This window comes from Collimonas sp. PA-H2, from assembly GCF_002564105.1.
Lineage (GTDB): Bacteria > Pseudomonadota > Gammaproteobacteria > Burkholderiales > Burkholderiaceae_D > Collimonas.
In genome coordinates, this window is sequence record NZ_PDBX01000001.1 from 2,024,265 (window position 1) to 2,048,026 (window position 23,762).

Annotated in this window: 28 protein-coding genes; 21 read left to right on the forward strand and 7 right to left on the reverse strand. The window is 61.3% G+C overall.

Annotated features, from left to right (window positions below):
- The first annotated feature begins 5 nt into the window (after window positions 1–5).
- The 5 genes from BCF11_RS09165 (at window position 6) to BCF11_RS09185 (ending at window position 4,593) form a co-directional block, all read left to right on the forward strand.
- Window positions 6–602, forward strand: coding sequence for a phosphoheptose isomerase (locus tag BCF11_RS09165; RefSeq protein ID WP_098494467.1), 597 nt, complete (start codon window positions 6–8; stop codon window positions 600–602).
- Window positions 595–1,272, forward strand: a complete 678-nt coding sequence (locus BCF11_RS09170) for a BON domain-containing protein (RefSeq protein WP_199110802.1) — start codon at window positions 595–597, stop codon at window positions 1,270–1,272. The genes BCF11_RS09165 and BCF11_RS09170 overlap by 8 nt, the downstream gene beginning before the upstream one ends.
- Before the next feature lie 97 nt (window positions 1,273–1,369).
- Window positions 1,370–1,960 carry a LemA family protein gene (locus BCF11_RS09175; protein ID WP_098497401.1) on the forward strand — a complete coding sequence of 197 codons (591 nt, stop codon included), beginning with the start codon at window positions 1,370–1,372 and terminating at the stop codon, window positions 1,958–1,960.
- 45 nt (window positions 1,961–2,005) lie between these two features.
- Window positions 2,006–3,976: a M48 family metallopeptidase gene (locus tag BCF11_RS09180; RefSeq protein WP_098494469.1), complete on the forward strand. Its 1,971-nt coding sequence runs from the start codon at window positions 2,006–2,008 to the stop codon at window positions 3,974–3,976.
- 89 nt (window positions 3,977–4,065) lie between these two features.
- Window positions 4,066–4,593, forward strand: a complete 528-nt coding sequence (locus tag BCF11_RS09185) for a peroxiredoxin (RefSeq protein ID WP_098494470.1) — start codon at window positions 4,066–4,068, stop codon at window positions 4,591–4,593.
- A 48-nt stretch (window positions 4,594–4,641) separates the two neighbouring features.
- Here BCF11_RS09185 and BCF11_RS09190 read toward each other — a convergent pair whose 3' ends face one another.
- Window positions 4,642–5,154, reverse strand: a complete 513-nt coding sequence (locus BCF11_RS09190) for a winged helix DNA-binding protein (RefSeq protein ID WP_098497402.1) — start codon at window positions 5,152–5,154, stop codon at window positions 4,642–4,644.
- Between the two features lie 351 nt (window positions 5,155–5,505).
- On the opposite strand from BCF11_RS09190, the gene pxpB reads away from it, so the two are divergent.
- The 8 genes from pxpB to BCF11_RS09230 all read left to right on the forward strand — a co-directional run bounded on the left by pxpB (window position 5,506) and on the right by BCF11_RS09230 (window position 11,973).
- On the forward strand, window positions 5,506–6,159 hold the full coding sequence (gene pxpB, locus BCF11_RS09195) for a 5-oxoprolinase subunit PxpB (RefSeq protein ID WP_098494471.1): 654 nt from the start codon (window positions 5,506–5,508) through the stop codon (window positions 6,157–6,159).
- A complete protein-coding gene (locus BCF11_RS09200) occupies window positions 6,156–7,133 on the forward strand; it encodes a biotin-dependent carboxyltransferase family protein (RefSeq protein ID WP_098494472.1) in 978 nt (325 codons plus the stop codon). The genes pxpB and BCF11_RS09200 overlap by 4 nt, the downstream gene beginning before the upstream one ends.
- 9 nt (window positions 7,134–7,142) lie before the next feature.
- The gene (pxpA, locus tag BCF11_RS09205) at window positions 7,143–7,952 is read left to right on the forward strand and encodes a 5-oxoprolinase subunit PxpA (protein WP_098497403.1); all 810 of its coding nucleotides are present in this window, start codon (window positions 7,143–7,145) and stop codon (window positions 7,950–7,952) included.
- Window positions 7,953–8,036: 84 nt separating this feature from the next.
- Window positions 8,037–8,768 (forward strand): DUF969 domain-containing protein, encoded by a 732-nt coding sequence (locus tag BCF11_RS09210; protein WP_098494473.1) that lies wholly within the window; start codon window positions 8,037–8,039, stop codon window positions 8,766–8,768.
- Window positions 8,765–9,751, forward strand: a complete 987-nt coding sequence (locus BCF11_RS09215) for a DUF979 domain-containing protein (protein WP_098494474.1) — start codon at window positions 8,765–8,767, stop codon at window positions 9,749–9,751. Before BCF11_RS09210 ends, BCF11_RS09215 begins: the two co-directional genes overlap by 4 nt.
- A 9-nt stretch (window positions 9,752–9,760) precedes the next feature.
- Window positions 9,761–10,771, forward strand: coding sequence for a DUF2891 domain-containing protein (locus BCF11_RS09220; protein WP_098494475.1), 1,011 nt, complete (start codon window positions 9,761–9,763; stop codon window positions 10,769–10,771).
- 12 nt (window positions 10,772–10,783) lie between these two features.
- Window positions 10,784–11,437, forward strand: coding sequence for a pyroglutamyl-peptidase I (gene pcp / locus BCF11_RS09225; RefSeq protein ID WP_098494476.1), 654 nt, complete (start codon window positions 10,784–10,786; stop codon window positions 11,435–11,437).
- Window positions 11,438–11,556: 119 nt separating this feature from the next.
- Window positions 11,557–11,973 (forward strand): F0F1 ATP synthase subunit epsilon, encoded by a 417-nt coding sequence (locus BCF11_RS09230; RefSeq protein ID WP_098494477.1) that lies wholly within the window; start codon window positions 11,557–11,559, stop codon window positions 11,971–11,973.
- A 39-nt stretch (window positions 11,974–12,012) separates the two neighbouring features.
- Here BCF11_RS09230 and BCF11_RS09235 read toward each other — a convergent pair whose 3' ends face one another.
- Window positions 12,013–12,648: an SH3 domain-containing protein gene (locus BCF11_RS09235; RefSeq protein ID WP_098494478.1), complete on the reverse strand. Its 636-nt coding sequence runs from the start codon at window positions 12,646–12,648 to the stop codon at window positions 12,013–12,015.
- 114 nt (window positions 12,649–12,762) lie between these two features.
- The gene (locus BCF11_RS09240; protein ID WP_098494479.1) at window positions 12,763–13,665 is read right to left on the reverse strand and encodes a LysR family transcriptional regulator; all 903 of its coding nucleotides are present in this window, start codon (window positions 13,663–13,665) and stop codon (window positions 12,763–12,765) included.
- Between the two features lie 102 nt (window positions 13,666–13,767).
- Between BCF11_RS09240 and BCF11_RS09245 the strand changes: the two genes are divergently transcribed.
- Complete coding sequence (locus tag BCF11_RS09245) at window positions 13,768–14,775, forward strand: aldo/keto reductase (protein ID WP_098494480.1); 1,008 nt, start codon at window positions 13,768–13,770, stop codon at window positions 14,773–14,775.
- Here the strand turns inward: BCF11_RS09245 and BCF11_RS09250 are convergent.
- From BCF11_RS09250 to BCF11_RS09265, 4 genes are read right to left on the reverse strand one after another with little or no spacing between them, the layout of a single operon-like run.
- Window positions 14,765–15,415: an ABC transporter permease subunit gene (locus tag BCF11_RS09250; protein WP_098494481.1), complete on the reverse strand. Its 651-nt coding sequence runs from the start codon at window positions 15,413–15,415 to the stop codon at window positions 14,765–14,767. The two genes, BCF11_RS09245 and BCF11_RS09250, sit on opposite strands and share 11 nt — an antisense overlap.
- Entirely contained in the window at window positions 15,394–17,001 is a 1,608-nt protein-coding gene (locus BCF11_RS09255; RefSeq protein WP_098494482.1) for a transporter substrate-binding domain-containing protein, read from the reverse strand. The genes BCF11_RS09250 and BCF11_RS09255 overlap by 22 nt, the downstream gene beginning before the upstream one ends.
- 60 nt (window positions 17,002–17,061) lie before the next feature.
- Window positions 17,062–17,868 (reverse strand): bifunctional 2-polyprenyl-6-hydroxyphenol methylase/3-demethylubiquinol 3-O-methyltransferase UbiG, encoded by an 807-nt coding sequence (locus BCF11_RS09260; protein ID WP_098494483.1) that lies wholly within the window; start codon window positions 17,866–17,868, stop codon window positions 17,062–17,064.
- A 25-nt stretch (window positions 17,869–17,893) separates the two neighbouring features.
- Window positions 17,894–19,159, reverse strand: coding sequence for a TAXI family TRAP transporter solute-binding subunit (locus tag BCF11_RS09265; RefSeq protein ID WP_098494484.1), 1,266 nt, complete (start codon window positions 19,157–19,159; stop codon window positions 17,894–17,896).
- A gap of 323 nt (window positions 19,160–19,482) precedes the next feature.
- Here BCF11_RS09265 and BCF11_RS09270 point away from each other — a divergent pair, with 323 nt between their 5' ends.
- The 7 genes from BCF11_RS09270 (at window position 19,483) to BCF11_RS09300 (ending at window position 23,733) form a co-directional block, all read left to right on the forward strand.
- The gene (locus BCF11_RS09270) at window positions 19,483–20,079 is read left to right on the forward strand and encodes a hypothetical protein (RefSeq protein WP_098494485.1); all 597 of its coding nucleotides are present in this window, start codon (window positions 19,483–19,485) and stop codon (window positions 20,077–20,079) included.
- A gap of 75 nt (window positions 20,080–20,154) precedes the next feature.
- Window positions 20,155–20,772 carry a hypothetical protein gene (locus tag BCF11_RS09275; RefSeq protein WP_098494486.1) on the forward strand — a complete coding sequence of 206 codons (618 nt, stop codon included), beginning with the start codon at window positions 20,155–20,157 and terminating at the stop codon, window positions 20,770–20,772.
- Between the two features lie 74 nt (window positions 20,773–20,846).
- Complete coding sequence (locus tag BCF11_RS09280; RefSeq protein WP_098494487.1) at window positions 20,847–21,464, forward strand: hypothetical protein; 618 nt, start codon at window positions 20,847–20,849, stop codon at window positions 21,462–21,464.
- A gap of 80 nt (window positions 21,465–21,544) precedes the next feature.
- Window positions 21,545–22,069 (forward strand): DUF2589 domain-containing protein, encoded by a 525-nt coding sequence (locus tag BCF11_RS09285; RefSeq protein ID WP_098494488.1) that lies wholly within the window; start codon window positions 21,545–21,547, stop codon window positions 22,067–22,069.
- Between the two features lie 31 nt (window positions 22,070–22,100).
- Window positions 22,101–22,367: a hypothetical protein gene (locus BCF11_RS09290; protein ID WP_199110804.1), complete on the forward strand. Its 267-nt coding sequence runs from the start codon at window positions 22,101–22,103 to the stop codon at window positions 22,365–22,367.
- A 14-nt stretch (window positions 22,368–22,381) separates the two neighbouring features.
- Window positions 22,382–22,936, forward strand: a complete 555-nt coding sequence (locus BCF11_RS09295) for a hypothetical protein (protein WP_098494489.1) — start codon at window positions 22,382–22,384, stop codon at window positions 22,934–22,936.
- 161 nt (window positions 22,937–23,097) lie between these two features.
- Window positions 23,098–23,733, forward strand: a complete 636-nt coding sequence (locus tag BCF11_RS09300) for a DUF2589 domain-containing protein (RefSeq protein ID WP_098494490.1) — start codon at window positions 23,098–23,100, stop codon at window positions 23,731–23,733.
- Window positions 23,734–23,762: the final 29 nt, after the last annotated feature.

Sequence of the window (23,762 nt, forward strand, 5' to 3'; positions counted from 1 at the left end):
ACATCATGATAAACCAACGTATCCTGGCGCACTTCAATGAAAGCGCCGAACTCAAGGCCCGCTCGGCGGAAGTCCTGGCTGCGCCAATTGCCAGCGCGGTTGAACTTATGTTCTCCGCGCTGTCCAATGGCAACAAGATTCTTGCTTGCGGCAACGGCGGCTCCGCTGCCGACTGCCAGCATTTTGCGGCCGAACTGGTAGGACGCTTTGAACGGGAGCGCCTGCCGTTGCCGGCATTGGCGCTGACCACCGATACCTCGATCATCACCGCGGTCGGCAACGATTACAGCTACAACGAAATCTTTTCCAAGCAGGTGCAAGCGTTTGGACAAGCCGGCGATGTGCTGTTGGCGTTTTCCACCTCCGGCAATTCGGCCAATATCCTGGCGGCCATCGATGTGGCGCTGGAGCGCGACATGCGGGTGGTGGCCATGACCGGCAAGGGCGGCGGCGCCATCGGCAAGAAACTGACTGAAGCAGATGTCCATATCTGTGTGCCGCACGACCGCACCGCGCGCATCCAGGAAGTGCATCTGCTGACGATTCACTGCTTATGCGACGGCATCGATGTCGCTTTATTTGGAGGAGATGCGAATGATTGACAGGCAAAATCCGCGCTGGAGCAAATTGCAACGGCCATTGGCGGCAGTAGCACTGTGCGGCGCCGTAGTGATGGGATTGCAAGGCTGCGTGGCGCTGGCGCTGGGCGGCGCCGTGGCCGGCGGCTTCGCGGCGACGGATCGCCGCACGCTGGGCGCGCAGACCGAGGACAAGGCCATCATGGTCAAGGCCGAAACCCGGGTTCCCGCCGTGGTCGGCCAGGATGGCCATGTCAACATCACCAGCTACAACCGTAAAGTGCTGCTGACCGGTGAAGTACGCGACGATGCCGCCAAGGCCGCCGCGGAAAAGGAAGTGCAAACGATTGAAAACGTTCATACCGTAGCGAATGAACTGGCAATCGGTGCGCCCTCGAGCTTCTCCGCGCGTTCCAACGATACCTTCATCACCAGCAAGGTCATCGCTTCGCTGGTCGATGCCAAGGACGTGTTCGGCAATTCGATCAAGGTCGTCACCGAACGCGGCAATGTCTACCTGATGGGCCGGGTCACCGAACGCGAAGGCAAGCGCGCCGGTGAAATCGCCGCCGGCGTCAGCGGTGTGCAAAAAGTCGTCAAGGTGTTCGAATACATCACTGAAGATGAATTGACACAAATGTCATCGGCGCCGCGGGAGTCGGCCAAGCCTGCCGCACAGCCTTCACAGCCTTAAAAGCGGGCAGCAGGCCGGAAGCGGCTTGCATTTCCTCAGCTAGTCAAGTAACGTTGCCGCTGGACAAATGTCCGGCGGCTTTTTTTTGGGGAAAAACATGTTCGGTTTCATCATCTTTCTGGCAATTGTGCTGGTCGTCGTATTCTGGGTTGTCGGCATCTATAACCGTCTGGTGAGCTTTCGCAACCGCTTCAAAAATGCCTTCGCGCAGATCGACGTCCAGCTGAAACGCCGCTACGACCTGATCCCGAACCTGGTGGAAACCGCCAAGGGCTACATGAAACACGAGCGCGAAACGCTGGAAGCGGTGATTTCGGCGCGCAATCAGGCGGTCACTGCTAACGCCAAGGTCGGCGGCAACGCCACCGACGCCGCCGCCGTGCAACAGATGGCGGCCAGCGAAGGCGCGCTGAGCGCCAGCCTGGGCAAGCTGTTTGCTCTGTCGGAAGCCTATCCCGACCTGAAGGCCAATCAGAACATGATGCAACTGACGGAAGAACTGACCGGCACCGAAAACAAGATCGGCTTTTCGCGCCAGGCGTATAACGACAGCGTGATGGAATACAACACGGCGATCGAACAATTCCCGGGCTCGATCCTGGCCAATATGTTCGCCTTCAAGCAGGCAGAATTGCTGCAGGCGACCGAAGCGCCGGAAGAGCGCAAGGCAGTCAAGGTGACGTTTTAAGATCCGCGCGTGACCCTGACAAAACCGCCGCTGGCGGTCTGAGCCATGACGTTCTTTGAACAGCAACACCAGGCGCGCCAGGAAACCAGGAAACTGGTGTTCCTGTTTGCGCTGGCGGTGATCGCCATCGTATTCGCCGTCAACCTGGCCATGGCGCTATTGTGGAATTTCAAGTTCGGCAGCCACCACGAGCTGTTGCACAGCTATCCCAAAGGCTTCTTTGCCATCAATACCCTGATCACGCTAGCGCTGATCGGCGGCGGCACCCTGATCCAGACTTTCAATTTGCGCGACGGCGGCGATGCCGTGGCGCTGATGGCCGGCGGCCGCCTGATCTCGCCCGCCAGCGGCGATCTGCAGGAACGGCGCTTGCTCAATGTGGTGGAGGAAATGGCGCTGGCTTCCGGTATCGCCTGTCCCAAGGTTTATCTGCTCGAGCATGAAGATGCGATCAACGCCTTTGCCGCCGGCTACAACCAGAATGAAGCCGTGGTCGCAGTCACGCGCGGCACCCTCAACCGCCTCACGCGCGATGAATTGCAAGGCGTGGTCGGCCATGAATTCAGCCATATTCTGAATGGCGACATGCGCCTCAACGTGCACCTGATCGGGGTCTTGTTCGGCATCCAGATGATTGCCGGCTTCGGCCAGCAGCTGATGAATGTCGGCCGCTTCTCCACCAGCAGCCGCGACGACAAGGGGCCGCCATGGCAGCTGGTGATGCTGTTTGCCGGCCTGGCGCTGTTCGTGGTCGGCTACATCGGCATCTTCTTTGGCCGCCTGATCAAGTCGGCGGTTTCGCGCCAGCGCGAATTCCTGGCCGACGCCAGCGCGGTCCAGTTCACCCGCAATCCGGAAGGCATAGGCGGCGCCCTGCGCAAGATCGGCGGCCTCACCGACGGCAAACGGCTAGGCTCGCAAATCGATCACCAGAACGCGGAACAGCTGTCCCATCTGTTCCTCGGCAGCGTGCGCCCCAACCTGCTGGACGGCTGGTTCGCCACCCATCCGCCGCTGACAGAGCGCCTGCAACGCATCTACGGCAGAAGCATGGGGCCGCTGGAAGCGCCGGAACTGCCGCAGCCTTATACGGAAAACACGGCCCGTCTGGCAGACCTGCCGTTTGCCGCCGCCGGCTTTGCCTGCGCCGTAGCGCCAACCGGCTTGCCTGCTTCGATCTCTACCGCGACAGCCACGCCTACATTGGAATTCGGCAACAGCAGTAGCCGTTCACCGCTGTCGCCGCAACTCGATGGCGCGGTACGCGATCCGGCCGGCGCTTGCGCCGTCGTGTATGCACTGCTGCTGGGCGAAGGCGCGGAGCGCGATGTGCAACTGGCGATCCTCAAGAAAGAAGCGCCGCAGCAGGCCGCCTTGACCAGCTTCCTGGCAGAAGCCATCGTCCAGCTGCCGCTCAGCGCCCGTTTGCCGCTGGTCGACCTGGCCGCGCCGGCATTGCGCCAGCTGCCGCAGCCCGCGCGCGACCGCCTGCTGGCGATTGTCGAACAACTGATCGCCGCCGACAGCCGCATCACGCTGGCCGAATTCGTGCTGCAGACCATCCTGGCGCGACGCCTGGCGCCACGCGCCGGACGGCTGCTGCCGATCAAGTTCAATCGGGTATCTGACCTAAGCGCCGACGTCGCCTTGCTCTTATCGCTGGTAGCCCATGTCGCGATACCGTCCGGCCGCGCCGATGTTACTGCCGCGCGGCTGGCTGCATTCCTGCGCGGCGCCCAGGCCTGCCCCGAACTCAAGCTGGCGGCCCAGGATTATTGCGACGGCGCCAAGCTCAGCTTCCCGCGCGTCCGCCAGGCGCTGGATAACGCCAACCAGCTGGCGCCGCTAGCCAAACCGCAGCTGATCAAGGCGCTGCTGGCAGCCGCCGACGACGGCAAGCCCTTGGAAATCGCCAGCGCTGATATCTTGCGTGCGATTTGCGCGGGCATCGAAGCGCCGATCCCGCCGGCTGTCGCCGCTACCTACCAGGCCTATCCCTGGCAGTTCGACAACTAGCCAGGCGGCAAATCCAGACTTTCCGGCAAAACCCGCAACGGATGGCTATAATGATTGTTCCCGGGCCTTGCCCGTATTGGATTTCTGTCATGCAAGCTCAAACTGAAAACACGGCCGGCAAGCGGCTCTGGATCAAGCTGGCCGGTACAGCGGCGGCGGTAGCGCTGGCTGTGGGCGGTTACATGTCGATGTCGAATACACACGCCGCGCCGGATGTCAGCTTCACCAACCTCAAAGGCGAACAGGTATCGCTGAAGAGCTTGCGCGGCAAGGTGGTGATGGTGAATTTCTGGGCCACCAGCTGCACCACCTGCGTCGCCGAAATGCCGAAAATGGTGCAGACCTATAATGCCTACAAGGACAAGGGCCTGGACTATATCGCCGTGGCAATGAGCTACGACCAGCCTAACTACGTCGTCAATTTCGTGCAGACCCGCAGCCTGCCGTTCCAAGTCACGCTGGATACGCAAAGCAAGCTGGCGGACGCCTTCGGCGACGTCAAACTGACGCCGACCACCTTCGTGATCGACAAGCAAGGCAATATCATCAAGCGTTATGTGGGCGAGCCCAAGTTCGCCGAATTGCACGCGCTGCTGGACAAGGCGCTGGCCACATAGACAAAAAGGCGCTGCGAGCGCCTTTTTTTACGGCCGCGCGTTTCCTGCCTACCTGGAAGTGGCGCCGCGCGAAGCGGTGTCGTACAAGCCGGATGCCGTGCGCAGCAACTTGGCGGCGTCGCCCAGCGACTGGTTCGACAGGCCGGTATCGGAGAGTACGGTGATCAGGCACTCCTCGCGCATTTCACGGTATTTGAGGCAGAGCGCATAACCTTCGCCGCTGGCGGAAAAATACGCTTCCTTGCCGACTTTTTCACTCTTGATGTAACCCGCTTTCACCAGTTTTTTCAGTGCATAACTGGCAATGTGTGTATCCTCGATATTCAACACGAAGCAGATATCGGCCAGGCTTTTTTTACGCTCGCGGTGGCACACGTGATGCAACAAGGAGACCTCGACGGGCGTCATATCCTTGACCCCGGCAGCGGACATGCAGCGCGACATCCAGCGGTTGAACGCGTTGCCCGCAATAATCAAGGCATATTCCAGCTCAGACAATTCGACGCTGCTTTCCGACGCCAGATGGGCGGAAGACAGGATTTTAGGTGCGCTAACGTTCATATGGATCTCACTAAACGCCAAGAAAACCAAATCATACAGCCAGTTGCCGCAATTCCAGGTTGAATTTGAGGCATCGGACAGGCTGTATTTCAACAACAATATAAACTATTTACATACAATTTATTGACATTTTATTTTTGATGAACGATATTGCCCTTTGCTTAAACTCTGGTCTACAAAGAGTAAGCTGGTTGGGGGCAGAGGATTCGGGATCGTGAGACGACGGCTGTCCGCAATTGTTTTCTGGGCAATTTAATGTTGATCTGATCAGTTGACGGCGGGGCCGCTCGGACGGAGCGGCTTGGACTCAGTCCTGCCGGGCTGACATCGTGCACAAGGAATCCGGCCGCAATGACCCAACCCGTCATACAAGCTCTCGGCGAATACGCTCTGGTACTGAATACCGGAGCCAGCGCCACTCTCGAATGCCAGCAACGTTTGTGGGCGATCGCGGCGAAGGCGGCGCATTGGCCGCATGTGCGCGATGTAGTACCCGGCATGAATAACCTGACCATCCTGTTCGACCCGCTGGCCAGCGACGGCCGGCAACTGGCGGAAAAGCTCCAGGCTGCCTGGGACGCCGATTCGATCAGCCAGAAAGCCGGGCGCAAGATCGACATTCCCGTGGCCTATGGCGGCGAAAACGGTCCCGACCTGGAACAGGTGGCGCGCCATACCGGCTTGTCGCCGGCGGAAATCGTCAAACGCCATACCGCGGCAGAATACATCGTTTACTTCATCGGCTTTCAACCCGGCTTCCCCTATCTGGGCGGACTCGATCCCAAGCTGGCGACGCCGCGCCGCAGCGAACCGCGCCTGCTGGTGCCGGCCGGCTCGGTCGGCATCGGCGGCAGCCAGACCGGCATCTATCCGGCGGCCTCGCCGGGCGGCTGGCAACTGATCGGCCGCAGCGAGCTGCAGCTGTTCGATCCCGGAGCCAATCCGCCCACCCTGCTGCAACCGGGCGACCGCGTGCGCTTCGTCGCCAGCGAGGTGGCGGCATGATCAAGATCATCCGCGCCGGCCGCATCAACTCGGTCCAGGACATGGGCCGTAACGGCTTCCGCCATCTCGGCATCTGCCAGTCGGGCGCACTGGACCGCACCGCGCTGGCCATCGCCAATCTGCTGGTCGGCAATCCGCGCGACTGCGCCGCCATCGAATTCACGCTCGGGCCCTGCGAACTGGCATTCACCGTCGACACGCGCATCGCCATCGGCGGCGCCGATTTCGGCGCCACCCTGGACGGCCAGCCGCTGCTGCCGTGGTGGAGCGTATGCGCGCGCGCCGGCCAGACCCTGAAGCTGAACGCCGCGCGGCATGGCATGCGCAGTTACCTGGCAGTCGCCGGCGGCATCAATTCCGCCGCCCAGCTAGGCTCGCGCGCCACCGATCTGCAGGCCGGCTTCGGCGGCCACGGCGGCCGCGCCTTGACCGAAGGCGATGCTCTCTCCGCCGGCGTCCCGGACAACCCGGCCGCCGCGGTCCACAAGGCCGCCGCATTCGGCGTGCGCGCGCCATCCTGGTACGACGCCGACGATACGGAAACACTGGAGATCCGCGTCATCCCCGGCCCCGAATACGACTTGTTCAGCGCCACCGCGCAAAAGACTTTCTGGAACAGCAGCTGGACCCTGACGCCGCAAAGCAATCGCATGGGTTTCCGCCTTAGCGGTCCGGAGCTGAAGATCAAGAAAAGCGGCGACCTGCTGTCGCATGGCGTGCTGCCGGGCGTGATCCAGGTGCCGCCCGCCGGCCAACCTATCGTGCTGATGGCCGATGCCCAGACCACCGGCGGCTATCCGAAGATCGGCGTGGTGATCGGCGCCGACCTGGCCCGCCTGGCGCAGCTGCGCTTCAACCGTACGTTGCAGTTTGTCGAAACCGACGCCGACGCGGCGTGTGCAGCGCTGCGCGAGGAAGCTTTGTATCTCCAACAGATAACAACCGCGATGCACTGGCTGCGTCCGGCCAAATAGGAGCAGATGATGCCCAGGAAAGATAAACGACAGCAGGTAGACCTCAACGCCGATCTCGGCGAACAAAGCGTTGGCAGCGCCGGCAACGACCATGCGCTGCTGGCGCTGGTCAGCTCGGCCAACATCGCCTGCGGCTGGCACGCCGGCAGCGCCCTGATGATGCAGCAATGCGTGCAATGGGCGGTGGTGCAAGGGGTCGCCATCGGCGCCCATCCGAGCTTTCCCGACCGCGACAATTTCGGCCGCACCGAAATGCAGCTGCCGGCCAACGAAATCTATAGCGGCGTGCAGTACCAGATCGGCGCATTGGCAGCGATCGCCGGCGCCCATGGCGCGCAGCTGGCGCACGTCAAGCCGCATGGCGCGCTGTACAACATGGCGGCGCGCGACGCCGCGCTGGCCGACACCATCGTCGCCGCGATCCGCGATGTCGATCCGTCGCTGGCGCTGTTCGGCCTGGCCGGCAGCGAACTGATCGCCGCTGCCCACCGCGCCGGCCTCGCCGCGGTAGAGGAAGTATTCGCCGACCGCGGCTACATGGCCGACGGCAGCCTGGTCAAGCGCGGCACGGCGGGCGCCCTGATCGAAGATGAAGAACAGGCATTGGCACAAACCATGCATATGATCCGCGAGGGCAAGGTCCACGCCATCGACGGCAGCTGGCCGGCGGTGCGCGCCGATACGGTCTGCCTGCACGGCGATGGTGCGCATGCGCTGGAATTTGCGCGGCGCATCCGTGCCGAACTGAGGCAGCAGGGCATCGCCATCCGCGCGCCGCAGATGAGCAGCAGCGACGCCTTGTTTCCCTTGCTCGGGTAATTAGTTCTTCGACAGACGCTTCAATCACGTAGTTAATAAAATCGGCGGCGCAGCAACGACCGTCATCAACATGAGGAGATAGCAATGACCGTAACGGAATTACTGCCGCTGATAGGGATACCGATCGTGGTGGCCGGCTTCGCATTTAAATTCAACCCCTTGCTGGTGGTGACCGTGGCGGGCCTGGCGACCGGCCTGTCGGTCGGCATGGATCTCGGCACCCTGCTGGAAACCTTTGGCGAAAAATTCGTCAACAGCCGTTCGCTGGCGACCTTCCTGCTGATCCTGCCGGTGATCGGCCTGCTGGAAAGCTACGGCCTGAAAGAACGCGCGCAAGACTGGATCGCCAGCCTCGCCAACGCCACTTCGGCGCGCATCCTGATGCTGTATTTCGTGCTGCGCCAGGGCCTGGGCGCGCTCGGCCTGACCTATATCGGCGGCCAGGCGCAAACCGTGCGGCCCTTGCTGGCGCCAATGGTGGAAGGCGCCGCCGTCGCCAAATACGGCGAGCTGCCGCTGCCCATCCGCGACAAGATCCGTGCCCATGCAGCCGCCTGCGACAACATCGCGGTGTTCTTCGGCGAAGACATTTTCATCGCCTTCGGCGCGGTGCTGCTGATGGATGCCTTCCTCAAGGAAAACGGCATCACCAATATCGAACCGCTGCATCTCGGCCTGTGGGCCATCCCGACCGCCATCGCCGCGCTGATCATCCACATGGTGCGCCTGACGCGGCTCGACGCCAGCATACGGCGCGATGTCGAAGCCTGGAAAAAATCTGAAGGCGGTTCCGAAGGCAAGGAGGTGGCAGCATGAAGACGCTACTGACCATCAACGAAATCTATTACCTGGTCGGCATCATCGTCATGCTGCTGGTCGGCATGACTCTGCGCGACAAAGGCAATCCCAAGCGCCTGACCACGGCGCTGTTCTGGTTCCTGTTCGGTTCGGTCTTCCTGTTCGGCGACATGCTGGTGGCTGGCCTCGGCAAACCGATGGCGTATCGCGTTATCGGCGTCATGGTGGTGGCGATTTCGCTTATCGCCGGTTGTGGCCTGCTGTCTGTCGGCACGTATCTGCAGCGCAGCGCCGCTGACCGCCAGGCATCGGCCAACCGCTTCGGCAACTGGATCTTCCTGCCGGCGCTGCTGATTCCTCTGGTCACCGTGCTGTGCACCGTACTGCTGAAGAACGTCGCCATCGGCGGCGTCTACCTGCTCGACCAGAAACAGCTGACCCTGGCCGCCCTGTGCATCGCCAGCGTCTGCGCCATCCTGGCCGGCTGGAAGCTGACCGGCGGCACGCCGCTGCAAGCGGTACGCGAATCGCGGCGGCTGGTCGACGCCATCGGCTGGGCCGCCATCCTGCCGCAGATGCTGGCGATGCTGGGCGGTGTCTTCGTCGCTGCGCAGACCGGCAAATCGGTGCAGGAAGTCGTGACCCTGTTCGTCAATCCGGACAGCCGTTTCCTGCTGGTGGTGATTTATTGCGTCGGCATGGCCTTGTTCACCATGATCATGGGCAACGCCTTTGCCGCCTTCCCGGTGATGACGGCCGGTATCGCCCTGCCATTCCTGATCACGGGCCAGCACGCCGACCCGGCGCCGCTGGTCACCATCGGCATGCTGGCCGGTTACTGCGGCACGCTGATGACACCGATGGCCGCCAACTACAACATCGTGCCGGCGGCGCTGCTGGAACTGACCGACAAATACAAGGTGATCAAGATACAGATCCCGACTGCCGTGACGCTGCTGACGGCCAACATACTGCTGATGTACTTCATCGTCTTCCGCTAAGGAGCAAACATGCATCTCACACTTGACCAGGTCTCGGCTTTCGCGGCATTGCCGTTGCGCTCGCTGCGCCACGAATATCCGAACCACATCATGCACGTCCTCAACAATGCCGACGACGTGCTCTCACCGCGCACCCTGCATCCGGTGTTCTACGGCTGCTACGACTGGCATTCGGCGGTGCACGGCTACTGGCTGCTGGCGCGCTGCGCCCGCCTGTATCCGGCGCTGCCACAGCAGGCCGAGATCACGGCGCTGTTCGATGAGCATTTCACGACCGCCAACATGCAACAGGAACTGGCCTACTTCCAGGCGCCGGGACGGGTTTCTTTCGAGCGCCCGTACGGCTGGGCCTGGATCGTGGCGCTGGCGCAGGAGCTGGATACCTGGCAGCACCCAAAAGCCAAGACCTGGCTCGCCGCCATGGAACCGCTGGTGGCGGAAATCCGCAGCCACGTGTTCAGCTATTTCACCAAGCTCAGCTATGCGATCCGGGTCGGCACCCATTACAACAGCGCGTTCGCCCTCAAGCTGATCCTGGATTTCGCCCGCCACCGCAAGGATGCGGAACTGGAAAGCGCCGTGGTCAACTCAGCCTGCCGCTACTTCATGGGCGACAGCAATTACCCGGCGCACTACGAACCGGGCGGCGACGAATTCCTGTCGGCTGCGCTGACGGAAGCCTTGCTGATGAGCGACGTGCTGGAAGCGGATGTGTTCCCCGACTGGTTCGCGCAGTATCTGCCGGCGCTGGGCGATATCGAGCGCCTGATGAATCCGGCTGACGTCAGCGACCACAGCGATCCCAAGATCGCCCACCTGAACGGCCTGAACCTGAGCCGCGCCTGGTGCATGAAGCGGATCGCCCGGCGCCTGCCGGAAGCCGATCCAGCGGCCGCCATCTTGAGCGCGGCGGCGCGGCGCCATATCGAAGTGGGCCTGCCGAATGTGGTCAGCGGCGAATACGCCGGCGAGCACTGGCTGGCGACCTTCGCCATGCTGGCGCTGGAACCGCTCAACTAGGGCTGGCGCAGCATGACTCAGCCAATCATTCTGCTTACCGGCTTCGAACCGTTCGAGCAGGAACCGCTCAATCCCTCCTGGGAAGCAGTGCGCGCGCTCGACGGCTGGCAATGCGAGGGCGCGCGCGTGGTGGCGCGCCAGCTGCCCTGCGTGTTCGGCACGGCACTGCAAACGCTGGATGAACTGCTGGCCGAATTCAAGCCGATGCTGGTGCTGTGCGTCGGCCAGGCAGGCGGCCGCAGCCAGCTGTCGCTGGAGCGGGTCGCGATCAATGTCGACGATGCACGGATTGCCGACAACGCCGGCCGCCAGCCGATCGACCAGCCGATCTGCGGTGACGGCCCGGCCGCCTATTTCTCGACCTTGCCGATCAAGGGCATGGTGAAGGCGATGCGCGCCGCCGGCGCCCCGGCCGAAGTCTCGCAAACCGCCGGCACCTTCGTCTGCAACCATGTGTTCTACGGCTTGATGCATAGCCTGGCGCAGCAGGCGCCGGCAGTGCGCGGCGGCTTCCTCCATATCCCTTACATCCCGTCGCAGGCGGCGCGCCATCCGGGCCAGCCGAGCCTGGCCCTGGACACCGTCATCGACGGCTTGCGCGCGGCTCTCCAGAGCGCCATGAGCTTGCAGCAGGATGTGCTTGAGAGCGGCGGCCAGCTGCATTGAATGGCAGCCAGGCAGCTCCGGCGAATTTCCTGATTCCTGGCCGGGCCGATCTTGTATCATAGACGCAACCGGGGTAGCTTGATGCGCCCCGATGATCGAGTCTTGCTACAGGAACCCGTATGTCGGAAACTCAAGTCGTCGTCGTAAGTCCGGAAGGCGAGCTGTACGCTGGCAGCGCCGGATTGGTCACCTTGCCGGGCATCGAAGGCTCGCTCGGCATCCTGCCCGGCCACACGCCGCTGCTGACGCGCCTGAAGCCTGGCGCAGTCCACATCACACGGCCGTCGGGCGAAGACGATTTCATCTATGTCGCCGGCGGCTACGCAGAAATCCAGCCGCATTCTGTCACCATCCTGGCCGATACCGCGATCCGCGGCAAAGACCTGGACGAAGCCAAGGCCACGCAGGCGCGGCAACAGGCCGAGGAGCGTTTGCAAAACCTGCATTCGGATATCGACTATGCGCTGGCGCAAGCCGAGCTGGCGCAGGCGACTGCCCAACTGGCGACGCTGGCGCAAATGCGGCGCGGAAAATAAAGCAGGCGAGACGGTAGACTTAGGCCTCGCCCTCAACCGTCAACGCGGCTGTGGCCTATCTTGGCCCGGCCGGTTGCCGCCATTCGGTGGCCGTCCGCCACCACCCGGAGGCCTGCCGCCTGGAGGCCGTGCTCCGTTACCTGGCGGCCTGGCGCCGCTCTGCGGCGGACGCTGGCCATTCCCGAATTCTGGCCGATGCGGCCGCTGCGGAAAGACCCCTGGCGGCTTCGGCCTTGGCGGCGGCGGTCGCACCACGGGTGGCCGCGGACGATGCGGCCGGTGCGCCCAGTGCGACTGCTGGCCGTACCACGGACGGCCGCGATAATACTGGCCCCAATAGCTGCCGATGGAAAAGACGATAATCGGCAGTCCGATCGCGCTGCCGTAAGTGATCAGCGGTACCTGGTTGCCCTGGTAGGGATAATTCAGGTTGCGGGCATAAACCCAACCGCGATTGCCATCCTGCAAAGTAACGTCGCACCAGCTATAGTCATTCACGCAACCCGCTACCTGCACCGGCGTGCCCGGCCCCAGCTGAGCCACCAAAGGATAATCGCGCGCCGGGCCGGCGCGCAGATTGACGGGCTTGCTGGTGAAGGCCTGCTGAGCCGCGGCGGCCAGCGGAGCAGCAAGGCAGGCGGCGGCGATCAGGGAAATCAGACGGTTGCGGATCATAGGCGGGCTCCTGAAAGTACGGCAATCGATGGCGGCGTCTTGTTCAAGCGCTTTCAAGGATACCCTTGAAAACTTGCGGTACGACAATAAAAATGTGTATTTCCCAAGCCGATCCTACTCTGAACCGTCCAGGCTGGCGCGCAGCATTTCGATAAACAGGCGCAAGCCGGTAGGCAGCTGGCGCCGGCTCGGGTAATACAGGAAAAATCCCGGTATCGGCGGACACCAGTCGTCCAGCACCCGCAGCAGGCGGCCCTGCGCGATCCATTCCCTGGCCTGTTCTTCGTACAGATAGCTGAGGCCGATACCGTCCAGCGCCGCCCGCAGCATCAGCTCATCGTCGTCCAGCAGCAAAGGACCGTCGACCGCCACCGCCAGCGTCTCGCCATCCTTGGCGAATTCCCAGGCATACAGCGCGCCGCTGGGAAACCGGCGGCCGATGCAGGCGTGCTGCTTCAAATCCTGCGGCTGCCGCGGCAAGCCGCGCCGGGCCGCATACATGGGTGCAGCCACCACGATCAGGCGCAGCGGCGGCCCCAGCGGCAGCGCGATCATGTCGCGCGCCAGGCTTTCGCCGAAGCGGATACCGGCATCGAAACCCTGGGCGACGATATCGACCAGGCTATCGTCGGTCACCACTTCCAGCCGGATTTGCGGATAAGCCGCCAGAAAGCGCGCGAAAATCGGCGCCAGCAGCCAGCGCGCCGCCATGCGCGGAACATTCAGGCGCAGGCTGCCGCGCGGCGTATCGCGGAACTGGTTGACCTGATCCAGCGCCTCGCCGATTTCGCGCAAAGCCGGCGCCAGCCGCGCCAGCAACTGCTCGCCAGCCTCTGTCGGGGTCACGCTGCGGGTAGTGCGGTTGAGCAGGCGCACTCCCAGCCGGGTTTCCAGCGTGCGCATGGCGTGGCTCAGGGCGGAAGCGGAAACCCCGCATTCCGGCGCCGCCTTGATAAAGCTGCGATGGCGGGCAACGCTGGCGAAAGCATCCAGTTCATTCAGGTCGGGCTTGTCCATTGATGAATTTTTTTCAGTATTACATCAAATATAACATGGCTTATCGCTAGCAATTGCTCGGAGGATACTGATCCCGTCATCACCAACCAAGGAACAACTCCAATGAAAACCCGCACACTTGGCCGCAACGGCCTTAAAGTTTCCGCCATCGGCCTGGGCTGCATGGGCATGAGCTTCGGCTACGGCGCCAGCGACGACGCCACCTCTATCAAGACCCTGCAGCACGCAGTCGATCTTGGCGTCACCCATTTCGACACCGCCGAACTCTACGGCCCCTACATCAATGAAGAACTGGTCGGGCGCGCCCTCAAGGCAGTGCGCGGCAAGGTCACCATCGCCACCAAGTTCGGCTTCAAGATCCTGCCGGAAAGCAAAGATGTGCAGGGCATGGCGCGCATGGCGGGCGTCGACAGCCGGCCGCAGCATATACGCGAGGTAGCCGAAGCGTCGCTGCGGCGCCTTGGCGTGGAAACCATCGACCTGCTGTACCAGCACCGGGTCGATCCACAGGTGCCGATCGAAGACGTAGTCGGCGCCATGGCCGACCTGGTGCGCACCGGCAAGGTGCGCCATCTGGGCTTGTCGGAAATGTCGGCGGCCACCTTGCGCCGCGCCCATGCGGTGCATCCGATCGCCGCGGTGCAATCGGAATACTCCTTATGGAGCCGCGACCAGGAGCAGGAAATCCTGCCGCTGTGCGTCGAACTGGGCATAGGATTCGTACCGTACAGCCCGCTGGGCCGCGGTTTCCTCGCCGGCAAAATCAGCAGCAACGATCAACTTGCAGCCGACGATTTCCGCCGCATGCTGCCGCGCTTCCAGGACGGCGCGCTGCAAAGCAACCGCATCCTGCTGCAAGCGCTGACGCCGCTGGCCAGCGCACGCGGCTGCACGCCGGCGCAGCTGGCGCTGGCATGGCTGCTGGCGCAGGGTGAACACATCGTACCGATTCCCGGCGCGCGGCAGATCAAACACCTGGAAGAAAATGCCGCAGCCGCCGACATCGTACTGCGCGCCGACGAACTGGCCGCCATCCGCGCGGTGCTGGATGAGGACCTGGTGGTCGGCCAGCGTTACGGCGCACCGGAGCTTGAACTGATCAATCGCTGATGCGCGATCCGCGCCTTTCGATATAGCGCCGCACCAGCCGCATCGCCTGCACCAGTGGATAGCAAAACAGGAAGAACCACAGCATCGCGTACAGGTAGATCCACAAGATGATTTGCGTCTTGCCGATGGCGTTGACGACAGTATTGCAGCTGCTCACCAATTCGCCGACGCCGATCACCGAGGCGGCGCTGGAGGCCATGACGATGAGGACAAAGTAATTCGCCCAGTTGGGGATGAACAGCATGGCGTCGCGACGATTGCCGCGGCGCCACTGCTGAATCGCTGCCAGCAGGTTGTCCGAGACAAAGCCGGTCACCGCCATGGCCAGCGCCAGCGCGGCTTTCAGCCATGCAGGAATAGGCAGGACAACATCAAGGCAGGGCACGGCCAGCTCTGTCGGCAGCATGAAGACCAGATAAAACTGGAATACAAAGGTCGGCACATCGCGCACGAATTCCGTGAGCACCGCGCTGCCGCCGGCAAGCCAGGAACAGGTGGAAGCACGCATCGACGCCAGCGCCCAGCCCAAGGCGGTGCCGCTGCCCATGGCCGTAGTCGATATGAGGATATTCCAGAGGAATCCTTGCGCCAGAAACGGCGACCAGTGCAGCAAGCTGTTCAGTACCTCGCCGAAACCCATTGCGCGCCCTTCCTTCCGGCCAGCCGAAATAATCTGATAACGCTAAAACTCAGGATCAGGAACAGCAGCATCAAGGTGTTCATCACCACGCCGACCTCGCCGTGCTCGGCGATAATGGAGGTCGAGACCGACAGCAGGTCCGGCACCGATATGGCGCTGGCCATCATGGTCGCTTTCGAGACATTGACCAGGGCGGCGCTGACCGCAGCCGACGTCAGCACCATGACCGCGGGAACCGTCGCAGGCCGCAAGCGGAAGCCGGCGAGCTCTTTGCGACGCGCCTCAGCGGCGTTCATCATCACATTCATCACGCTGGATCCGGTCGCATAGGACAGGCAAGCCACCACCACCGCAAACGGACTCAGCCTGACATCCCACAACGCTGCCGCAACGCTGCCGATGCCGAAGAAAAGTACGTAGATCTGCAGCAAGGGCGGCGTCATCCTGCCGATCAGCGCGCCCAGTTGCACCGCGCGGCTGGCAACCGCAATCTCGGCATCGGCGATCACGGCGAAGGCTATCCCCACCGCCAGGCTGCCCAGCACACAGGAGAGCGTCAGCGCCAGCGTCGTGAGCGCTCCTTGCAGGAACTGGCTGCGCTCGTAATCGTCATAGATGAATGTCAGATTGATGCCGCTGCGTTCCTTGACATAGAGGCCGATTTTTCTCAAGCCGCTCACCTCCGACGAAGTAACGAAGATCGGATTGCGGCAGGCTACCGGCCATTGGCCGCCGGCATCGCGGCGGCAGATGAATTGACCGCCGGCGTCCCTTGCATTCCAGCGCTGGCTGGCGTCCGTCAGGAAGCGGCTGGGCGACAGGCCCCACTTCTGCTCCAGCCCGATCAAAAAGCCTTCCCGATGCCATGCCGCGACGCTGTCGCCGATGAATCGATCGAGACCGCCGCCGTTCTCGGAAGCGGTGACGGCGATCGACCATGGCGTGATCAACTGCGGCGCCAGCGACGCCCGGTAATCCCGCCATTCCGCGGAATGCAAATCGCCGACGATAGCCGTATTGTCGAACAGCCAGCCGACACAGCGTTTGTCGCGCACGGCAAGCTTGGCGTCACGTCCGTTGCCATACATCTGCAGCGTCAACAGATGGCGCTCGCTCATGGTGCGATTGAAATAGCTGCCCTGGGTGGCGCAAACCTGCTGGCCGCGTAAATCGCTCCACCTGGCGAAGCTGATCTCGGGGCGCGTCATCAGCGTCACTCCGGAGGAGTAATAGCTGGGTTCGACCATGGTGGCAATTTTGCGGCGTTCGGCGGTGTCGCCGGTAGTGGCGATCACTATGTCTACCCTGCCCTCATCCAGCTCCTGCAAGCGGTTGGCCCCGGTCACCGCGACCTTGCGCAGGCGCACTCCCAGCCGCCGGGCCAGGTCGGCGGCCAGATCGTGTTCAAAGCCGATAGGCACGCCAGCCTGATCCAGCATCCCGAACGGCGGATAGTCCACCTTCACGCCGACGACGATTTCGCCACGCTTCCTGATCATGTCGATACGGCCGGCGGCAAACGCGTCGGCGCCGCTCGCCAGGAGTAGCGCAGACAGCACGGCAAGAAGAAATTTAGCTCTGGACATGGAATTTTTCAATCAGGTTTTCTTCTCGGCAGGGCGGCATGGCAAACCAAGCCTTGCATCTCAAACCCGCTCGGCTATGGCTCGGATGCCATAGCCAAACGCTGCCGGCAATACCGGCAGGAGCAGCCGGTCGAGACGGCGCGCCAGCGCAGACTGCGTGACCAGCCATTCCGGCAACAAACTTTCCGGCGTACATTCACCTATCCGGAATCCGCAGTGCGCCAGTTCTTCAGCCAGGCTTGCCACCGAATAAAGATGGTAGAAAAAAACCACGGGCTTGCCGTTGATCGCGCGCGAAAAGAAGATGTTTCCCGCTTCGTCCTGTGGCGCCCGGGCTTGCCCGAGACGTCGCTGAATGCCGAATTTCAGGAGTTCGAACGGCCGCCGCCGATAGATGCTGGGGACCGACAGGATCAGCCTGGCGCCAGGCTTCATCAGCGTGCGTACTTTGCACAAAGCCTCGATCCGTTCTTCCCGCGCGCCGATGTGCGATAAAACTCCGAACAGCATCAACACCAGATCGTAGGGTTCTTGCCTGCTCAAGCTCTCCAGGCCGCCATGAATCAAGGTGACACGCTCACGGTACGGCGTCCGCCTCAGCTCGGCGTCAAACTCTGCCAGCGACGCCAGCGAAATGTCATAACCGGTTATCCTGGCCTGGGTGCGTTCCAGCAAGGGCAGTCCGTAGCGGCCGTTGCCGCAGCCGAAATCGAGAATGCGGCTGGCGTCAGCGGCGCCGCCCGCCATGACGTAATCCAGCGTCGCATGATTAGGCACCGGATAGCGCAGCCGGTAACCGCTGCTCGCATAATAGTGATCATATGTTTCGCTCATGGCGGCGACAACGTCGAGAGCTTGCTTTTCCATTACAGTGACTCCTGGAAGAGGTTAACTAGCAAGAATGCTGCCGTTTGCAGTCCGGTCGCAATTCGGCAATCGCCTGCCTGAGGCTTGCGCTTTTGTCGTCCTTGGCAATCCAGCGCTCGATTTTTCCGATCATCCATTCCTCTCGTTCGGAAAAAATCTTTCCTTGACTCGCATGCCGCTGCAGCCACTTCAGCATCAGAAAGCTCAAGGTCATCAGGACAAAACGGCGAACGCCCTCGACATCCGCGACCCCGCGGCGCAAGCCGACCAGCAGCCACAGCGCCAGCAGCGGCATCAGGTAACGGTCAACGATACTGGCCAGCGCCGGCGGCAGACTGGCAAATATCCACGGCGTACCGCTGCGGTAAAACTCAGGCGCCACTGCATGCAGTGGCAAATCCGCTGCAAGATAGGAAGGAAATTCGCGCGGCTGACTGACATAGTTTCCAGCGCGATGCACTTCAGCCATGGCCTCCAGCAACGCGTAGGCAGTGGCCGGCGGCAGCGTCTTTTTAACGATGATCGAGACCCGTGCGGCAAGCAGCTGCATATCCGCGGAGGGAATATTCTTGTCGCGGTCGTAGATGCCGGCAGGCAGCACGGCGTGCTGCAGGAACGGGATGTCCTTTACCATGGCGTCGATTTGCCCGACTTCGACCAGCTCCAGGTCTGGATTGGTCGCCAGCTCGATCACCTGCCTGTTGTCGGCGCCCAGCATGAAGATGCCGGCATCGGTTCTGCCCTCTTTCAATTGGCGGATGGCGTCGTCCAGTTCGCGATATTCGATGACGGTATTGGTCTTATCGATATTGCTGAGCTTGAATATTTTCGCCGCCGCCTGACTGGTCACGCTTCTTTCCGGCGGCAACACTATCCTCAATCCCCTCAAGTCAGAGAAAGTGGCGATCTTTCTTTGCTTGCCGGAGACTCGGTGCGCAAACAGGAAAACCGGCTCCAGCTCGATGTCGCCGAGCGAGGCGATGTTGCGGAGCTTATCGACATGCAATTCCTGAGCGACAAAACCGACATCGATGCCGGAATCGCTGTCGTTGACCATGTCGGCAATGGTTTCGGTATATTTTTCCGACCGGATTTTCACCCGATAACCTCTTTGCTCAAGCAGTTTCCTGTACGCGATCGCATGCTGGTAATAGGTGCCGCTTGCGGGGCCGGCGGCTATCGTGATTTCCTTCGGCGGCATCGCCATCAGCAGCATGTGGGCGATCAGCATCAACGCCAGTCCATAGACCACCATGCGCGTCTGCCTGATTCGTCGGGTTCTTGAAAACATGGCGTGGATTCCGCTGGAAAATATGTAATGACGGGCCGATCCGGCAGGCTCGCTGCGGTCGCCGCTCTATATCTAGCCTGGCGCCGCTCCGATACTTGCAGGATAGAGTTGCGGCGGCCGTTGTTCCTGACGGTTTCTGGCGGCTCTGAAACGTCGATTCGAGCGCTTCGCATCTGTCAGAAATGATCAGGAAGGCCGCAGCCGGCACGCTCTACAGTGGATGGCAGCCGAGCCTGGATGTCGCGACATTCTCTGCACGCCATGAGAACAGCTCACGAATAATCTCGCTCCGTATCATCCTGAAAATCCTTGAGGAGCAGGTAATGAAATCCACCGATGAAAAAGCATCTGCCGGCAACTTCCCGCGCGGGGATGAAGCAGACCGCTGCCGTGCGCACGTCGATTTGAAATCGTCATCTGATACACGGACTCGCGTGGCCGTAACGCACGTCATCTCTCCGGCCTGTCCGCTTTTTCATTTCGATGTCAGCTTGAATGAAGAACACACCTGGCTGCAGGTCGCCTGCAACGGCCAACCTGTGGTCGATCTTGGCGAGCGCATCCATCACTACAGCTTGCTGACGCTCGCCAGGCATCGGCTGCACGATGCAAACAGAGGCTACGAAGCGGACAGCCAGGGCTGGATAGGCATAGAGCAGCTGTCGAAAATGCTGGGGCTGGATACCGGATATCTGAATATACAAATATTCAGGGCCCGCCAGCAGCTGAAAAAATTTCTGCCCGACGCAATCGGCAGCGGCGCTGTCATCGAACGACGCCGCGGCGAGATCCGTTTCGGAGGGCATGCATTTCGCATCATGCGCGGGGCAAAGCTGGAGGGCGAATTCATGCCACAGTCCGAAGAACAAAAGATACTTTCGCAGTTGCCGCCATCCGCAATGAGTAGTCGCTCCATGTAATCGCCTGTAATCGCCTTGCTGCTTTGCCTGTCCTATCTTTCTCCTGCGTTCAAGACAAATACATCGGGGAAAGAGATGCTGGCAAGGCTCAACTTCATCAATCGGACAGACAGCGGCCATCAGGCGAGCATCCTGGTTTTCCAGGACAATGCGAACGCCGATCTGCCGCCAGCGACGGTGGCATGGACGGTGATCCGGCATTGCGGCAAGGACTGCAGCCACCCGTTTCTCTATTCGAGCGATTTTGAAATTGCTCTCAGCGATGAATTTGGAAATTATTCGCCACGCCAGGCGGCGCCGTGCGGCAGCTGGTTCGCCGTCACTGCTTGCGCCGTGGGACGCCAATTATCGCGCCGCGGCGCCGCCGACAGGAACCGCCAGATCGTGCTGAGGAATGAACTAGCGCGCGGGGCAGTGAACGCCAACATCTATGCCGCCGGCAGGCTGCTCGCCTGCAGGAACGGCATCGCACCGGGGCAAAAAGCGCTGTTCGAATTCAAGCAGACGCTCTCCATCGGTATCGCAACGCAAGCCGAAGAAGGACAAATCATCGATGTCGCCGGCATCGCCGGCCCGTTGACTGAACTGTCGCTGTCTGGCGTCGCCAGCGCTGACATCGTCATGAGCGGCGGCGGTGCGGGAAATACGGCAAGGCCCTACGAATTCAATCTGGACAATTTGCAAAAGGCTTGATTGCAGGCGCAGTACCCGTAGCAAAACCAGGCGACGCATGGGGTGTCGTCTTTCTCAACTTTGGAGCGATAGCAATGGATATCAAACTCAATTTCATCAACCAGTCCAACGATCTGAACAATTCTCAAATCGTGGTTTTCCAGAAAAACACCGCCTCGGATTTCGACGAACTGTCGGTCGCCTGGAAGATCATCAAAAATTGCGGACAAGGCGACAATCACCCGTTCACTTTCCCGATGACGATGGCAGTCGGCGCCAGCGACAGCTACGGCAACTACACGCCGCAACTGCCGGCGCAGAACAGCCAGCTGTTCCACGTCAGCCTGACAGGTTCGGGCGACACGCTGTCGCTGGCCGGCCCAGGCACCAGCTCCAAGGAAGTCCAGCTCAGGAACGATCTCGACAAAGGCGCAATCAACGCCAGCATCTATAAGGATGGCCGGGTGCTGGCGACCAAGACCTCAATCGCGCCGGGACAGAAAGCGGTGTTTGAATTCAAGCCGACCCTGTGGATAGGCGCGGTATCGCAAGTAGTCGAAGGACAGGTGATGAACTCCGCCATCATGTCCGACGTGAACACGGAAATCTCCCTGCTGGGCATCGCCAGCGCTGACATCATCATGACCGGCGGCGGTCCTGGCGTCGGCTCGACGGCGTTGAAATTCAGCCTCGAAAACATAGTGATGGCTTAAGCAGAAGATGCAGCATCCATCTGCCGGACCGGATGGATGCTGTTCATATCATTCCCGCACCACCTTGAAAGGTCTATTCCATGGCAATCCTAGCCAGCCTCGAAGACATGATACTGGCGATAGCCGGTTCCATCATGAACGCCCAGCACATGGTGGAGAAAGCCCAAATGGCGAATATCGCTTCGTTCTTCGATGAGCAGCACCAGCCGACCGCGATCGACCTGCAGCTGCCGGCCATACACAGCACAACCAGCGAAGGCGATCTGTACCGCTATCGCTTGCCTTTGATCTCGCTGGTTCCGCATAGCTCATTGATCATCGGCGAGGCGGAAATCGACCTCGATGTCGAACTGGCTGCGTTTGAAAAGCAAGAACGCAGCGGACACAACGCTTCGTTCATGAGCCAGGCCGGGCTGGCGGCGCCGGCGGAAAAGAAGGCGGCCCTGATGGTGAACCCCGAGACCGGCGGCATGGCCAAGCGCAGCGGCAACGCGGCTCACATCAAGCTCAAGCTGGTGGCCACTGAAAAATCCGAAGGCCTGGCCAGACTGGTCAACGATGTGGTTAAGGGTCAGGGCCACGCTGGCGCGATCTTGCCAAAGTAAAGACCGCCTCTACCAAACCACGGAGATTGCCTTGAGCACAGAACGCTTCCAGCTTACCGAGATGCGCTATATCAAACGCATCGTAGTCGGCAACGACAATCCGCAAAACATCAAGACCGAAGCTGAAATCGAAGAGGCCATGGCGCTGGTCAACCGCTGTCTTGCCGGCAGCCCGCGTGGCTATATCCTGAATACCGAAAAGAGCTTCGGTCTATACAACATTGGCGAGCATCAGGTGGTGTTGCAGTATGCCGTCTATAACATCGGCTTTGCGCGCAAGCCGATGTACCTGGATTAGCGGCCGAGGCCGGCATGGCATCCGTCATTTCTTCTCTCGACATCTTTTGCGAAGCGCTGGCGGCGTCGTTCGACAACGCCAATCTGGCGCTGGCGGCGATGCCGCGATCGCAGTCGGACGTCATGGCTGAATTGCGCTACTCAGCGTTCGACGGCTCATCTCTTGTCATCTCGCTGGCCGAACTCTATCCGCAGCGATGCCTCGCCTTGCACGCCTTGCAGTTTCATGTGCGCTGCTATCGCATCAGGCACACCCTCAATCCCTACGCACCGGCACGCGACGCCATCGCCCTGCGGCCGCCGCCGTGGTGGCAAAGAATGCGCCAGCCCGCGCTGGCAATCAGGCTCGATATCCACATCATCGACGGCGAGCTATCCATCGCATTTCGCCGCGCGGCGCCGCACAGTCTGCGCCGGGCGAAATCGGATTGGATCTTTCTTCTCACGCCCGAACAGGAAAGAAAAATTGACATGCTGCGTCCCGGCCGCAAGCACCACGGCTGCGGTCGCCTGGCGGCCGATGCCTGCCTGAAATGGCTGCGGCGCTTGACAGGAAATGTCATGCCTTAGAGGGCCGGCGCCTCATAAGCTGTTAATCGACGGCTGGCCATTTCGGCCGCTTCAGTCGGCAGAACCGGCCGCACAGCCGTCCATGCTTTCACGCCACACCGGGCAGCGCTTTGTCTGGCGTGGATTTCCCGACCCTTCCGGGTCTTGTCACTCAGGAGAAAATGATGTCCGAATTAATCGATATGGCTTCACAATTCAAAGGCTTGCCGATGGGCGACCTGATTGGCGGTCCGCTGACCGCGGCTTGCGATGCGCAGATCAGGCTCGCCAACGCCACCGCCGATTTCATCAAGTACGTCGGCTTCACGGCGCCGTCGAAAGACGATCCCAACGGGGTCGGCGCGACGCGCACCGCAAAGTTCTCATTTACGCGCCAGACCGTCGATCCTGACGATCCAAGCAAGACGGTCGACGAAGATGTCTCATTGAATGTGCCGCTGCTCTCCATCGTCAAGGTTCCCAGCCTGTCGATCACCCGGGTCGACATCACTTTCGATATGGAAGTGAAATCGTCGTTCGCCGTCAAGGAGTCGCAGGACGCATCGGCCAAATTATCGGCAGACATGAAATTCGGCTGGGGCTGTTTCAGCGCCACCGTGCACATCGAAGGCTCGGTCGCCTCCCACAAGGAAAACACGCGCAGCTCGGATAACTCGGCCAAATACCACGTGCAGGTGCTGGCAGAGGATGGCGGCATGCCGGAAGGCCTGGCGCGCGTGATGGATATCCTGCAGACCGCTATCCAGCCGAAGGTCGGCGGCAGCGCCAAGCCAGCCGCCGCATCCACCCTGCAGTAAGCCAGCCGGCGCTGCCGCGCGGTCCGCGA